The sequence below is a fragment of the Paenibacillus sp. FSL H7-0350 genome (assembly GCF_038593195.1).
GTDB lineage: Bacteria > Bacillota > Bacilli > Paenibacillales > Paenibacillaceae > Paenibacillus_AQ.
In genome coordinates this window covers 5,791,576-5,805,735 of record NZ_CP151972.1, presented here as the reverse complement: position 1 = coordinate 5,805,735, position 14,160 = coordinate 5,791,576, and the positions used below count along the sequence as shown (strand labels likewise).

15 protein-coding genes are annotated in these 14,160 nt (G+C 53.2%); 3 read left to right on the top strand and 12 right to left on the bottom strand.

The features are described from left to right. Nucleotides 1-26: 26 nt before the first annotated feature. The 4 genes from NYE24_RS26250 to NYE24_RS26235 all read right to left on the bottom strand — a co-directional run bounded on the left by NYE24_RS26250 (nt 27) and on the right by NYE24_RS26235 (nt 4,196). Nucleotides 27-1,109 carry an outer membrane lipoprotein carrier protein LolA gene (locus NYE24_RS26250; RefSeq protein WP_036697337.1) on the bottom strand — a complete coding sequence of 361 codons (1,083 nt, stop codon included), beginning with the start codon at nt 1,107-1,109 and terminating at the stop codon, nt 27-29. 227 nt (nt 1,110-1,336) lie between these two features. After that, complete coding sequence (locus NYE24_RS26245; protein WP_342477039.1) at nt 1,337-2,239, bottom strand: DUF4367 domain-containing protein; 903 nt, start codon at nt 2,237-2,239, stop codon at nt 1,337-1,339. Then, nucleotides 2,236-2,775 (bottom strand): sigma-70 family RNA polymerase sigma factor, encoded by a 540-nt coding sequence (locus NYE24_RS26240; protein WP_342477038.1) that lies wholly within the window; start codon nt 2,773-2,775, stop codon nt 2,236-2,238. The genes NYE24_RS26245 and NYE24_RS26240 overlap by 4 nt, the downstream gene beginning before the upstream one ends. 218 nt (nt 2,776-2,993) lie before the next feature. Continuing rightward, nucleotides 2,994-4,196 (bottom strand): MFS transporter, encoded by a 1,203-nt coding sequence (locus tag NYE24_RS26235; RefSeq protein WP_342477037.1) that lies wholly within the window; start codon nt 4,194-4,196, stop codon nt 2,994-2,996. Nucleotides 4,197-4,366: 170 nt separating this feature from the next. Between NYE24_RS26235 and NYE24_RS26230 the strand changes: the two genes are divergently transcribed. After that, nucleotides 4,367-4,942 (top strand): TetR/AcrR family transcriptional regulator, encoded by a 576-nt coding sequence (locus NYE24_RS26230; RefSeq protein WP_036697346.1) that lies wholly within the window; start codon nt 4,367-4,369, stop codon nt 4,940-4,942. A 95-nt stretch (nt 4,943-5,037) separates the two neighbouring features. Here NYE24_RS26230 and NYE24_RS26225 read toward each other — a convergent pair whose 3' ends face one another. Next, entirely contained in the window at nt 5,038-5,682 is a 645-nt protein-coding gene (locus NYE24_RS26225; RefSeq protein ID WP_036697349.1) for a DUF3600 domain-containing protein, read from the bottom strand. Between the two features lie 103 nt (nt 5,683-5,785). Beyond that, complete coding sequence (locus NYE24_RS26220) at nt 5,786-6,376, bottom strand: sigma-70 family RNA polymerase sigma factor (RefSeq protein WP_036697352.1); 591 nt, start codon at nt 6,374-6,376, stop codon at nt 5,786-5,788. Nucleotides 6,377-6,558: 182 nt separating this feature from the next. Here NYE24_RS26220 and NYE24_RS26215 point away from each other — a divergent pair, with 182 nt between their 5' ends. Next, on the top strand, nt 6,559-7,680 hold the full coding sequence (locus NYE24_RS26215) for a stalk domain-containing protein (RefSeq protein WP_051493809.1): 1,122 nt from the start codon (nt 6,559-6,561) through the stop codon (nt 7,678-7,680). A gap of 30 nt (nt 7,681-7,710) precedes the next feature. Next, nucleotides 7,711-8,490, top strand: a complete 780-nt coding sequence (locus NYE24_RS26210; RefSeq protein ID WP_051493810.1) for a TatD family hydrolase — start codon at nt 7,711-7,713, stop codon at nt 8,488-8,490. 434 nt (nt 8,491-8,924) lie between these two features. Here the strand turns inward: NYE24_RS26210 and NYE24_RS26205 are convergent, their stop codons facing one another. The 6 genes from NYE24_RS26205 to NYE24_RS26180 all read right to left on the bottom strand — a co-directional run bounded on the left by NYE24_RS26205 (nt 8,925) and on the right by NYE24_RS26180 (nt 14,146). Beyond that, nucleotides 8,925-9,491 carry a histidine phosphatase family protein gene (locus NYE24_RS26205; RefSeq protein ID WP_036697355.1) on the bottom strand — a complete coding sequence of 189 codons (567 nt, stop codon included), beginning with the start codon at nt 9,489-9,491 and terminating at the stop codon, nt 8,925-8,927. 48 nt (nt 9,492-9,539) lie between these two features. Beyond that, nucleotides 9,540-10,823, bottom strand: a complete 1,284-nt coding sequence (locus NYE24_RS26200) for an MFS transporter (protein WP_051493811.1) — start codon at nt 10,821-10,823, stop codon at nt 9,540-9,542. An 82-nt stretch (nt 10,824-10,905) separates the two neighbouring features. Further along, entirely contained in the window at nt 10,906-12,060 is a 1,155-nt protein-coding gene (locus tag NYE24_RS26195; RefSeq protein WP_036697358.1) for a winged helix-turn-helix domain-containing protein, read from the bottom strand. Nucleotides 12,061-12,364: 304 nt separating this feature from the next. Next, nucleotides 12,365-13,117 carry a YjgB family protein gene (locus NYE24_RS26190; RefSeq protein ID WP_036697360.1) on the bottom strand — a complete coding sequence of 251 codons (753 nt, stop codon included), beginning with the start codon at nt 13,115-13,117 and terminating at the stop codon, nt 12,365-12,367. A gap of 120 nt (nt 13,118-13,237) precedes the next feature. Beyond that, nucleotides 13,238-13,807 carry an RDD family protein gene (locus NYE24_RS26185; RefSeq protein WP_342477036.1) on the bottom strand — a complete coding sequence of 190 codons (570 nt, stop codon included), beginning with the start codon at nt 13,805-13,807 and terminating at the stop codon, nt 13,238-13,240. 33 nt (nt 13,808-13,840) lie between these two features. Further along, nucleotides 13,841-14,146, bottom strand: a complete 306-nt coding sequence (locus NYE24_RS26180; RefSeq protein ID WP_036697365.1) for a hypothetical protein — start codon at nt 14,144-14,146, stop codon at nt 13,841-13,843. Nucleotides 14,147-14,160 lie beyond the last annotated feature (14 nt).

Genomic DNA, 14,160 nt, shown 5'->3' with positions numbered 1-14,160 from the left:
CTTGCGCAGTATCCGCCCACTGATTTTTATTTACCCGATTGTTCCTCCATAGAAGCGGCTATTTGCATCATTTCCGTAACTGGCAGATTTGCGCTTGTAATCCGGTACTCTACACCCTCGCTCATCCAGGTCAGCGTCTGCTGCTCATCTCCGCTAAGCAGGCCTGCCGTGAAGCCCAGATCGACCAGTGTTCCGGGAGCCAGTGACACTGCACGGTCCAGCGGACGGGCTTCCATAATCGTATACTGGTAGACGCCGTCATAGCGGATCAGCACCGCATGGTCCTTGCTGCCTTCAATCTTATTGGTGTCCTTCAGCTTCACACCGGCCGGAATGTAAGCCGGCTCAATGATCCCGAAGTCGCCCAGCTCGGCCGTAACCGGCTCACCGGTCTGTTCACCATCTTCCGAGACCACCGGATTGCCATCCTGATCCACTTCCGCCATCGTATTCTCGGAAGGGCTGCCGGCCGCCATATTCTTCTGCATATCGAAGGAATCTGCTGTGAATTCCGGATCGAACTTGAAGCTGTCGAAGGTCACGTTCACCACAACCTTGGCTTCGGAATCCGATACCTGCACCTGCTTCGGCTCATAGGTCTTTTTGTTCAGCCAGATCTTCTGGCGGACCAGCGCACTGCTCTGATAGTTGGCAGCGACCTCGAACACATAATTATCCCCGTCCTCCACGAACTGCCGGTTATTGTCTTTGACAATTCCCTTCAGCAGCGTCTGGTACAGATACACCTGGCCCTGGCTGTCCGGCCAGTCGCTCTGGAAGCGGAAGCTTTTGCCCAGGCTTGGGGTCAGGACGAATACGCCCTCATCATTGCGCAGCACAATCTGCTTCACGTCCTTCTGGACGTTCGACAGGCTGATCCGGTAATACGATGGATTCTTATACCATACCTCCACCTTGTAATCCTGCGGCTGCTCCCCGGTGTACAAGGTCATCGTGCCTGAGCCCTGATAAGCTCCCTGCTTGCTCTCCAGCTTGTCAGACACTTGATTCAGATCCTTGACCACAGAGGCGGCATCCTTCTTCCCGCACCCCGCCAATACTAAGGCCACGCTCATAATGATCGCGAGTACCCATGTTATCCGGCGCATGACATCATCCCCTTAACCTGTTTTGAATGCATTGATTAGTACATGTCTATGAAGGACTTGGCCTCAATATGCAGACGGGCATGACAAGCTTGAAGAATAGTAGAGACGCTATTACAAAAAAGCACCAGCCCGCAATCCCCGCCACGCTCTGGGGTTGCAGTCTGGTGCTCTGATTCATCCTATGCCTGCCTATGCCTCATACCTGTTCCTTTATCCGCTCCTCAGGCTTACCAGTTAATGGACTCTGCGATCTTCAGAACCTCAGCCCGGTCAAGGCCACGGGTGCTGAGGCCGTACATCACGCCGCTTGCTTCCCAGTCCAGGCTTCTGTCACTGACCAGAACCGCATCCGTCCCCTTAAGCTTCACCTGCTCCACCTTGTCGTCAGTTGCCATTGAAAAGGCATTCTCCTCATTGGCCAGGCGCAGCTGCATCCAGATCCGCTTAGTCTTATCCTTGCTGCCAAAGAACAGCTCAACAATCTGCCCGCTTACGCCCTCCTCATCCTTATAGAACTCCCCGTGGTCAAAGGCAAAGCCCTCAGGCAAATATTCCGGCAGCTTCACCTTGAAAAGGGCGTATTGATCCAGCTTCGCTGCCTCCTTGACGGTAAACTTCTGCTCTGACGCTTCCTTGTCAAGCTGCTCCTGCTCACTCTTCGTAATGGGCTTATCCCCGTCGAAGCGTACGATGGCCTCCCCGGCTGCATTGAAGATGGCCTTCGGCATAGCTTCAAAGGAAGTGACCGGGTTCCCGTCCTGATCGAAGATCTGGCCCTTCAACGCCTCTGGAAACATAGCGCTGCCATCCATCTGAGCGACCTCAATGTGACCCAGATTAACCGATTTCAACACCCGCTCCAGCATTTCCTGTGCAAACGAGGGTCTGACAAAAGATACGCTTACCACAGCAGCCACCAGCAGGGAAGCTGCAATCATCACCGGACGTCTGATCCGTTGTTTGTTCTTCATTTTATCATCCTCCTGTTGTTTCTGAATGGAGCGGCTTCTCACTTGGCTGAGAACCGCCGCCATATCGGACTCCCGGGAGAAGTCCTGGCGGGCCAGATAACTCCCTAGCTCCTGAATCTCCTGCTCAACTGCATGTTCGGCGCTCTTCTTGTTATTCATAGCTCTTCCACACTCCCTATTTCGGATTTCAATTTTCGCATGCTGCGATAGAGAATGACTCCGACATTGCTCTCCGAGATTCCGGTAATCCGGGCAATCTCCGTATTCTTCAGATCCGCCCCGAACTTCAGGGCGATGAGGTTACGTTCCTTCGGGCTGAGCGTGTCCAGCGCCATCTGTAGCCTATCGTTGCGCTCTCTGCCGAGGATGAGCGTCTCCGGTTCTTTTTTGCCAGACACCAGCTCCCGGATACTGTCCAGTGAGAAGAAGCGCTGCCGCGCGCGGCTCCGGTAATAATCATTCACAACGTTGCGGGCAATGGCGAACAGCCACACCTCAAGCGGCGCTTTCTCCGGGGAGTAACCGGGCAGCTTGGACAGCGTCTTCTCGAACACCTGGCTGGCCAAATCCTCGGCGGTGTAACGGCAGCTCACCCTGTAGGCGATATAGTTGAATATCCGTTTATAATAGGCTTCAAAAACTGCTGCAAACTCAAGCTCTGTCTCTATATGAGCAGGAACTCTATCATGTATCAAAGGCAGCAATGCGCGCTCTTGCATCCTTGTGGCACTCCTTTCCAGGAAGATTCTACTTGGCCAAGTAATTTACATGAGCTAATACGCTCTATCTATCGAATCCATTACATATGCAGGCACAAAAAAAGACAGAGGATCGAAGCTCCCCTGCCTACTGTAGTTTTTTTAGGAATTACTGGCTATGCGGATTATTGCTGAACGCGGCAAGGCTCCTTTTCTCAAGCGTGCTCCTTCTTCCCGGTCAAAAAGTAGATCAGCGCCAGCACTGGCAGTGCCAGTCCGATTAGGGTTGTCAGACTCCAGCCGCCGTAAGCGTAGGCCCAGCCCCCGAGTGATGATCCCACGGCTCCTCCAATGAAGAAGATCGCCATGAACAAGCCGTTCAGCCGCCCCCGGGTCTCATTGCCCAGTGAATAGATCGCCCGCTGCCCCAGCACCAGGTTACCGGACACGCTCATATCGAGCAGAATCGCCGTCAGCACCAGCAGGCCTAGTGTAAGATTAGAGGAATCCCGCAGCAGATAGGCTAGGATAAAGGAGAGAACGGCCAGTGAAATGCCAAGACCGGTCAATAACCGGGTCCAGCCCTTGTCAGCCAATCTGCCCGCAATCGGCGCGGCTGCAGCTCCGCCCACACCAGCCAGGGCAAACAGGGCAATTCCTTGCTGGGACAAATGAAACTCGCTGGACAGGTGCAAGGGAACGGTCGTCCAGAACAGACTGAAGGCGCCGAACAGGCTGGCCTGGTATAGAGCGCGGCGCCGCAGCACCGGCGTGTGCGTGAGCAATGTGCCCAGAGAGCGGAGTAATTGTCCGTATCTCAAGCCGGGAGCGGGCTTCCGGGCGGGCAGAACACGGGATAGGAGCAGCGTCAGCAGCGCAGTAACGACAGCCGAGACCATGAAGATGGATTGCCAGCCCCAGAGTCCGGCCATGAAGCTGGCGACCGGGCGGGCGAACATAATACCCAGCAGCAGTCCGCTCATTACATTGCCTACTACGCGGCCGCGATCTTCCTCTGTGGCCAGATAGGAGGCATAGGGCACTAGGACCTGCGCTGCTACCGAGCCCAGTCCGATCAGCAAGGAAGCGGCCAGGAACAGCGGTGCATTTGGTGCCAGGACGGACAGCACCAGGGCAGCCACAACCAGAATCAGCGACATCACCGTCAGACGGCGGTTCTCAATAATATCGCTGAGGGGGACAATGAACAGCAGTCCGGCTACGTAACCGATCTGCGTCAGGGTAACGATTAGCCCTGCCGCTCCGGCCGACAGATGAATCGCCTGCCCGATGGGCCCAACCAGCGTCTGGGTATAATAGAGATTCGCCACGATCAGTCCGCAGGATACGGCTAGCAGAAATGTGATCCAGCCGGGAACAGCCTTGGCGGCTTCAGCGGAACCTGCTTGTTGTTGCACCCTAACTCCAGCCTTCATTTGAAACTCCACCTTCCATTTTTTAAATACTGAACGATAAGTTCACTAATTAGTTATGAACAAATAATATACTAAACGTTCAGTATTGTAAATAGGCGGTTTTATGGTATACTCCAATTAGAGTTGAACCAGCACTGTCAGGAGGAATCACCATGGAGAAAAAAAGAGGCCGTCCGCGCAACACCGAGGCCAAGAATGCTATTCTGAACGCTTCATATGAATTATTGCTGGAGACCGGCTTCGGCGCAGTTACCGTGGAGAAGATTGCAGAGCAGGCCCAGGTCAGTAAGGCAACGATCTATAAATGGTGGCCGAATAAAGCGGCGGTAGTGATGGACGGATATCTGTACGCTGCTAACGCCAGACTTCCGATCCCCGATACCGGTTCCGCCAAAGAGGACATTCTGATTCATGCAGGAACGCTCGCACAGTTCCTCACCAGCCGGGAAGGTAAAGTCATTACGGAGCTGATCGGTGAAGGGCAGTCCGATGCCGGACTGGCGGAGGCGTACCGGAGCAGATATTTCGGGCCGCGCCGCCAGGAGGCCTGGAAGCTGTTCGAACGGGGGATTGCCCAGGGGGAACTGAAGCAGGGACTCGATATCGGAAGTTGTATTGATCTCGTCTATGGCCCCATCTTCTACCGTCTGCTGCTGACCGGAGGAGAACTGAGCGAAGACTCCGTCAGAGCCCTGGTGTCACTTGCCCTTCAGGCGCTTGAGGCTTGAGGTTCCTCACCTCTGCTGAACAACAACATTTATAACGAGCACCCCCTTTCTAAAAGGGTCCCGCCATTTCAGAAAGAGGGTGCTATGATTGAATTTTAGCGAGTTGCAGGCTTAAACATGTACCCCATCTTTTTCAAATAGGGGTTCAGCTTGTCAAGTAGCGCAGTCTGTTCTGCAATCCTATCATCCGGTATACGATCCAACTGTCTGCCGTCCGGTCCGGTGAGTGACGCATTGTACTCCTTCCATTCCTCTATCAACAGTTGGACATTAGCCAGTTCCTCCCCGCTAAAAGTCTGTTCTGCCTTATCCAGCAACTGGTCACTGAAAGCGGCGAAATCAGAATCCGTCATAGTTGTTGCTGTGAGTGGAGCTGCAGCCTGATCGAGCTTGGTATTAAATGGCTTAACTTCAGCAGCCAGCTCCTTATAGCGTATCAAGTCTGCATCACTCAGCTTATCGAATTGCAGCACGCCCTGCTCATCTGCAATCTGCAGATTATAGACGGCTAACTCATGCAGCAAAGAGGTTAAGGCTTTGAAATCTTCCTCACTCAAGCTGGACTTTGACTGCTGAAGCTTAGCCTCAAGCCGATCATATTGCTGCTGGGCACCCTCAATCTTTGCCAAGTTATCCTGTGAGCCATATAGAGTATCCGCCAGATAGTTATAACCGGCATAAGCTCCGGTAGGAATAATTAAGGTCGCTGCTATTATAGCTGCCACCAGCCATTTTTTCATACGTCTACCTCCTTGTCCTGTTGGAATTCTGTCCAGAATCTTCTCTTTCAGTTCGGGGGGAGCATGTACATTCCCGGCTTCTTCCTGAAGAGCGCACCGTAAATCATGTCCTAGACTCATACAGCTCCTCCACCTTCCCCAATTTGATTGTATCCGCCTGATGCTTCCGTCTTAGCTTCTGCAGTGCGGCATGAAGCCGTGATTTCACCGTCCCGAGCGGGATCTGAAGAATTACCGATATCTCCTCCTGTGAGTACTCATGCAGGTAATGTAGAATAATGACTTGCTTCAGCTTATACGGCAAACGGCTAACCCCTTCGGTAAGTACCCGGTTTGTCATCCGCTCTACGACATCGCTGGAGAAATCCTGTACCATAGTCTCACTGGTCTGCTCCGCTTTGTTCATAATCCGCAGATGTCTCCAGTTTCTGCGCCTGTAAGCATGGACCTGCCGCATCGTGAGCCCCATAAGCCAGGGTCTAAAGGCTTGTGTCCTGTCAAATCTCCTTAGTGAGCGGTGCAGCTCAATATAAATTTCCTGTACAACATCCTCTGCATCTGAAAGCCCGGTAACGAGGAAACGCACGGTCTTATAGACATCATGAATGGTTGCCTCATATAACTCACCGTATGCTTCACGGCTGCCGGCTAGCGTGAGCTTGATGAGCTGCGAGTATGGATCAGTTGTCTTCATCCGTTATTCCCCCTTCAGGCTTACACTATTTATTGGAGGGATTCCGAGTTTTCGTTCGTTTTATTTTTGTTTTTGGGCTGTAACAGGCTTGTCTTATCTTTGTTAACAGAACGTGACCCGCGGGCGGAGTTTTTCATTTATAATACAAGAGATTGGAATTTCCAGACACCGGAGGTTATCTTATGAAAAAATTAATTACTGCTGCCGCTATTGCCCTGCTCCTCGCAGGCCATGCGGCGGGTTCATCCATAGATATTGCCCATTCTGCTGCTGCCCCTCTATCCCTTGTTGTGGACGGACAAGCCGTTCTCCCCGGGGCTCCCCCCTTCCACTCAGGCGGCACATTATACGTACCAGCCCGCACGCTGCTGGAATACTACCCGATAGAGCTGCAATGGAATAACACTCTCAAGCAACTTACTCTGTTCACGAGCTGGGACAAGACTATTCTTACGCCCGGTAGCGCCTCCAAACAAGTGACTTATACGCAAACGGATGGAGGATATCAAGAGGAGCTGGACTCTCCTGTGTTACTGAAGGCAGGCCGTGTATATATCGCGGCAGCTACCTTGGACTCCCTTACAGGAGCTGTTACAGAGCTGAATCCGGGAGGAAGCCGGGTTAACATTACCCCGGGCAGTCTTAGCACAACAGTAAGAGTACCCGCTGCCCCCCTTGCCGTTGCAGAGAATAACCCCAAGGTGAAGCTGTACGCCGCGCTCAAGGACGGCAATACCTACAAAGGATTCCTCCTTGAAGTGAACGGGAAAAAACAGCGCTTCAACTGGAATGTATCCAGAGACTACTCGCACCCGCCTCAGCTCTTCTATGCCGATGTAGATTCGGACGGCAAACCGGAGGTCACGGTTGTGTTCACCCTGGGAACCGGGACCTCGCTGGTCGCACAGGAGGTTCATGTGGTTAAGCCGGAACAGTGGAAGGAAATATCGGTGCCTGCTGCGGACAAAGCAGCCTCTGCTGTAGTATCTTCCAGTATTTCGCTGGATAAGGACGATGTCCTGCTGAAGCTTGAGCTTACAGGACCCAAGCCGTCCAAGGTGACGCTCAGACTCCCGGACCGTGCTGAGGACGGCATGAAGTATTTCGGCAGCAAAGCGGCCATTGGCGCAGTGACCTACTACTCCGTAGAGAATAACAAGCTGCTCGCAGATACCAGCCTGATGGTCGGGACGACCGAGAGTGTCGGTACCCTGAAGCTGGAGTATAAGGCAGGCAAGACGGGGATGGAGCTGGGGTCTATTGCTTTTGAGCCGGATGAACGCGGTGAAGCCATTGTGGAGTAAAAATCCGCCGCTGGAAGGAGAGGCTTGCAAATGATTGATGCCCATATTCATCTAGACCAATACGAGGATCAAGTAGTGTCCTCCATGCTGGAGGGACTGCGGGAGCAGGGCATTGAGGCCCTGATCGCCGTCTCGATGAATCTCGCTTCGAGCAAGCGAACGCTGGAGTTAGCAGCCAGCTATCCGGGCCTCGTGAAGCCTGCGTATGGCTTCCATCCAGAGCAGGCGCTGCCTACGGAGGAAGAGCTGAATTCGCTGCTGAAATGGATTACAGACCATGCGGACAATATGGCCGCTATTGGTGAAATCGGCCTTCCCTACTACTCCCGGGCCGAAGCAATCGCACGCGGTGAGGGCTGGGAGATGGAACCCTATCTCGGACTGCTGGGCAGACTTCTCAGGCTAGCTGCCCATTTAGCCAAGCCGGTTGTACTGCATGCTGTCTATGAGGATGCGTGGACCGTATGCGATCTGCTGGAGCAGCATGGCCTTACGCAGGCCCATTTCCACTGGTTCAAGGGGCCCGCTGCTACCGTTGACCGGATGATTAGCCGCGGTTACTACATTTCCTTCACTCCCGACATCCTCTATGAACCGGAGATTCAGGAGCTGGCACGCCGCTACCCGCCGGAGCTGGTCATGGCAGAGACAGACGGCCCATGGCCGTTTGAAGGACCATTCACCGGACGCACCACCCATCCGGCTATGGTCCATGACGTTGCCGCCGCCTGGGGGGCGCTGCATGGATATTCTGTTACCGAAGCCAGAGCGAAGCTGACGGCGAATACGGTGCGATTTTATGGGCTATAGGTATAGGGCCGCACTAATTATGTAGGACATCAGACCGGATTATGTGCAGGCGAAATGCTTAAGTGTATTCGGTACAACTAAATCGTTTGACTTACTGCCGAATAGCCGTTTAGTTGTATTTCATATATCTATAATGCCTCATTATCCGGGATCTCGCCCACTCGGGCAAATTTAGTTGTACAAACTACAGTTAGAAGAGGAAATCCTTCCTTTTGGCTGTTTTTAAATGTATAGAATACAACTATCCCCGAATGTCCAATATGTCCGCTTCGAACCCGGTCTTTGAAGATGTTTCTATTGCAAAGTAAGAAGACGCTGGTAGGCGCGCGCATGATTTTAAGAGGGAAATTCCGGACTATCCGTTTGCGGCCAGCTGATCAAGAAAAGCTAAATAGGCAGCCACCACATTGGTCGGCTGCCTTCTTGAATTTAGCTTACACAGGCATCCGCCGGATCAATACTTCATCTTCTTTGAACTCCATGACATAAATATCCGGCTTGGTCGTCTGCAGTAAGAAGTCCAGACCATATTCCGGGGAGAAATGGCCCATCATCAAGGACATCACCATGCCATGGGTGCCGATGGCCACTTTTTTCCCAGCATGGGTCCGCAGAACGTCCTGCAGCGCCTTCACTGCACGTGCCTGGCACTCCCGGTTGGATTCCCCGCCCGGCAGGGCGTAATCCGGATCGGTGTACATCTTCTGGAGTACTTGGTGTAAATCTTCGTCAGATAGCTGCTCGTTACCCTCCATCCAGACCTTTTCTCTCAGATCATCGATCAGAATGATTTCCTGCTCCAGTTGATCCGCCAAATCCGCAATTGTATTAACCGCCCGGATATACGGGCTGCTGTACAGCACATCTATCCCTTCATCCTTCAGGCATTCTGTGACCCGCAGGGCATCCTCCTCCCCCTTGGGCGACAGGCCGCGCGTCCATTCATCCACCCCGGTACGCAGCGAATCCCCGTGCCTTACCATATAGATATAAGTTGTCATAAGCTCCTCCTGTTCGTCCATACAGAAATTAGTGATCTATCAACCTTCTCAGCTACTCTCTACTGCCGGATGGGCGGCTTCCGCTTTAGACCTCGCCATCGGCCAGAGCTGCCGGCCAAACACCACACCTGTCAGACCCAGAAGCACCTGCAACAAGCCAATGTTGACAAAAATACGGGCCGGACCTGCATATTGCACCAGCACGCCGCCCAGCAGAGGCGCTACAATCATTACCGCGCTGAGTACGGTATTCTGGATGCCGAAGATACGGCCGGTCATGTGCGGCGGGGTTTCTTTTTGCAGACAATAATTGAACGTAACCATAAACATGCCGTTGCCGATCCCCAGCACAAATCCGATGAGCAGCACCCACAGCATCGATGCCCCCGGCCTAAGCAGACCCAGCGCGGCAATCGACCCGCCAATCAGCACGTACCCGAGGCCCAGCTTCCAGCCATACCGGCCTTCGGATTTCAGCTTGTTCAGAATCAGAATAATCAGCACGGCTCCAGCTCCCGTTGCGGCAACCATCCAGCCCAGCAGCGCTTCCCGCTCCGGGGCGAATATCCGGAACAGACTGGTGAACTGAAAATCAACCACCTGAATGACCATTGCTCCGGCAATTCCGAACAACATCGCAGTCAACAGCAGCCGGCTGCGCAACAGAAAGCCCCAGCCTTCCCGCCACATGGTGAGAAGCGGAATCTTACCTTGCTGCGCTTCAGACAGCTTTCTGTCTGCTTCATCCGTGCGGATATTCTTGACAGACAGCAACAGCAGGTAAGAACAGCCGCGCAGCAAGGCATTGAGCAGGATACACCACTGCGGCGTAAGGAAGGCGAGGGCCAGACCTCCGAGCAAGGGACCTGCGATTTTGGAGCCCTGGTTGACCAGTCCGTTGAGTGATGAGGCTTGCAGCAACTGGTCTTCTCTCACGAGACTGCGAGTCAGAGACTGCTGGGCCGGCATATTCAGTGTGGACAGCGCGGAGCGCAGGGCCAGCAGCGGCAGCAGCCAGACCATACTCGGCGCGAACAGCACCAGTAGGGTCAAGAGCGCGGTCAGCAGGTCGCAGGTACGCATCAGCTTCAGCTTGTTCATCCGGTCGGCGGCCGCGCCGGCAACCGAGCCGAGCAGAATGCTCGGCAGCGCCAGCGCTACCGGTATGAGCGCCAGCATCAGCGGGCTGGCCTGCCAGCGGTAGCCAACCAGCACCTGAATGGCTATCGCGTCGAACCAGTCGCCGAAGCTCGCCGTGGCAAAAGCGCTGTACACCCGCATATACGTTTTGTTATGAAGCAGGCTGTTCCCCTGCTTGGTTGATTGTTCCATCTGACATTCCTCCAGGTTACATAAGATCGTAGATGAAGCTCCATCTATGATTCTAAAGTAACGGAGAATTGTCAGAGAATTATCATGGGGTCTCCAGCAGCGGCAGCAGGATGTGTTCCAGGGTGTGTTCCAGTCTGGCCAGGCCACAAGCTTCAAGCTCGGCTACAAACAGGCTGTTATACTTTCGGTCCGAGGCACTTCCGCTCACGAACATCCGGCAAAAATGATGAATCTTGTACAGCGCATAGAAGCGCAATGGCACGAATCCCGACATATCCAGCACCTGCAATCCCTCATGGATAAGCCGCTCCCCCTCTATCCACTGTTCACGCTGCAGCTTCCAGAGTCCCTTCACGACCTTGTAATTGCCAATCTCCCGCAAAAAAGGCTTGTCCTGCAAAATCCGGCTGACAGCTTCATCCATCCGTTCGAGCTCTTCATCGCAAGCTCCCGCTGAGAGATGGATGAACAGCTCCGTGATTACCGTGACCGGGATGAAATTCTCGAAGCCGGGTTCGGAAATGACCTGGTAGGAACGCGTCAGACGTTCCAGCGCTTTTTCCGGCTGGCCTGCAAGGGTGTACATGTCCAGCATCGTGAGAATCTCCAGCTCCAGCTGCTCCGGCGGGTTCAGCAGACTCCGCGCAATCAGGCGCTCGGCGTACGCCACCTTCTCCCTGGGATCACCAATGAAGAAGTAGAACAGATTGAGGTAAAAGAGCCGGTCCTTTAACGGAATCTCGTCCGTATGAATCAGCCACTCCAAATCGCCCTGGACAAAATGAATAACCATAGAATAATGGGCGTCCAGCTCGTAGCCGAGGATGTCCTGCTGGCGGGCAAGGGTGAGCATGGAGTTCCCCTGGCCGTAGACATGGAACTTCATGAACACCTCTCGCATCGTGTCACGCAGCTCCGGGTCATTCGTTGCCGGATTCACAGCCACGCCCGCAAGGCTGCCCGGGATTGCCAGACTGTACCCGAATCCGCGAATCGTCTTAATGTCAATCCCACCCAGTAGACGCAGCTTCTTGCGCAGCCGGTAGATATGATCGTCAACGGTCCGTTCCACCGGATATTCCATCGGCCACACTTTATCCAGCAGCTGCTCCCGGCTGAAGGTCCGCCCCCGGTTACGGTACAGAAACTGCAGCAGTGCGAATTCCTTGGGCAGCAGCTCTACCGTTAATCCTCCGGCGGATACCTTAAATTCACTTCCGTTCAACTCCAGATGCATGGCCGTGCCTCATTTCTTCTGATTTCTTTCATAAGAGAAAGTATACATCATGCGTTGACTTTATTTAAGTACTCGCAACTGGTTAAGGCGGCCTGGCTCACGCACCAGCGCTTTTTTGATTACATTTCGCCTACGCGCCGTCCCTCGGTCCCATTGTGATCGGTTTTTCGATTACATTTCGCCTACGCGGCGCCTTCGGTCCCGTTGTGATCGGTTTTCCGATTACATGCCTGTAGACCGAAAAATCCCCCTGCAGTTGCTGCTGCAAGGGGATTCATAGTTGCTCTAAGATGCTCTCAGCTGACTAGCCTGCCATATTATTAATGGAGTCCTGCTCCGAGAACACCGAGATATGATCTACCGTCCCTGTGGATTCCGGGATGATGAATTTGAGCTGATACTGCTTGTTGGCCTGATAAATATAGATGTTATGCTCGCCATTCACAGTAGTATCATCCGGCTTGCCGAGGACTTCTTCAATCTGCTCCAGTGTGAGGTTACGCAGGTCCGGGGCGCTGGAGCGCACATCGAAAATCTTGCTGCCCTTATTGAAGCCGATTACCACCTGCTTGCCCGAATATGTGGAATAGATCCCTTTGCCTGCCGATTCCTTGAGGTCCGGCTCTCCCCACGCGGCTTCCACCTCATCAATAAGTCCGGTGTGTGCAGCATATTCGACACCGGGCACCTTGCCCTGCTTGGCAAGCTCCAGCAGTTCCTTCAGCTGCTTGCTCCGTTCCTGCGGGGTGGCGGGAGCTACGGTATCTGCTTCAGCCCCTGCAACCTCAGTAACCGTAGACTCTGATGAGGCTCCGGCTGCGGCTTCAGAGTCAGCAGTTACAGGCTCTGCGCCCGCAGCAGCACCTTCATCTGTACCGGATTCGCTTACCTGCGCACCTTTTGCTGCCGATGAAGCGCTATCCCCTGGCTGCACAGTTGCTGTAGCCGTAGCCGTATTGTTATACGATGGTTCCGTTTTGCCGGAATTACAGGCTGTAAGGCTGAGCATCGCCCCAACGATAAGAATACCTGTGATTGTTCTAATTGCTGTAGTCATGCCGCCATCTCCTTCGTTATGGGAAACATCCTCTTTTGTCTAAACTGTACCCTATGACGAAGTGCCTGTAACAAAGGTTGCAGGCGCAGACCTCCTGATCCAGGTATTATACGCATTGCCTTATGCTATGAATTTCCCTGTCTGATCACGGTCCAGCGCCGTTTTGTTCACCACATAAGTTCGGGCCATCAGATCATGCAGCGCCCGCTTGCGCTGGGTGAATGCGACGAACAGGCAATCCACAATCACTACCCAGCCAAAAAACACATTTATATCGGCCGCAAGCGGACTCCAGTTCACGAGACTGCTTGGTATGGCAGATAACGCCTCGGTATTCAGACTCACAACCACTGCCAGGAAGCTGTTAACAATAAAAAAACTATCCCTGATCAAAGCCTGCCGGAGCACCGGATATCTTCCATTCTCATCAACGATTCTTGCCCCCAGAAGCAGCCTGCCCGGCGTCCCGCCGTATCGGACAACCATCAATATATTGAACACCATAAGCAGTGCAAACTGTATAAAAAGCGGGAATGCTGACCCTGCCGACTCTGCCGCCGGCACTGAAATCCTGGTCAGTAAATAGGTAGGAAGAATAAGAATAAGTGAGTCAATGATATTAATCAGCACTCTTTTCCAAAAGCCTACAAATTCATATACATTAAGCTGCTCCTCGATCCACGGCTCCATACTTTCACCCCTTACGCAAAAGTAGTCCATCATTCATGCCCATATCCATAACCCTGGCAGCACAATCAGCAGCAGCGCAACGGCAATGAGACTCCGGGTCAAACCCGGGTTAAGCTTGCGGTTCTTCTCTGATTGGTACCAGCCTTTGAACTGCCAATAGTTGCGGTACATCACAAAGAACACCAGCAGATTACCAGGTACGGCAGTGTACAGGAAGCCTTCCCTTCCATATGCCATTTTGAATATCCACTGCTCCACGCCTCCTAGCACAAGCAGCGTAAGAATGAGCAGAATCACCAGACGCACCATCTCTACAATAAAAGTTGCCAATTTGCCCATGATGTCCTCCCGTA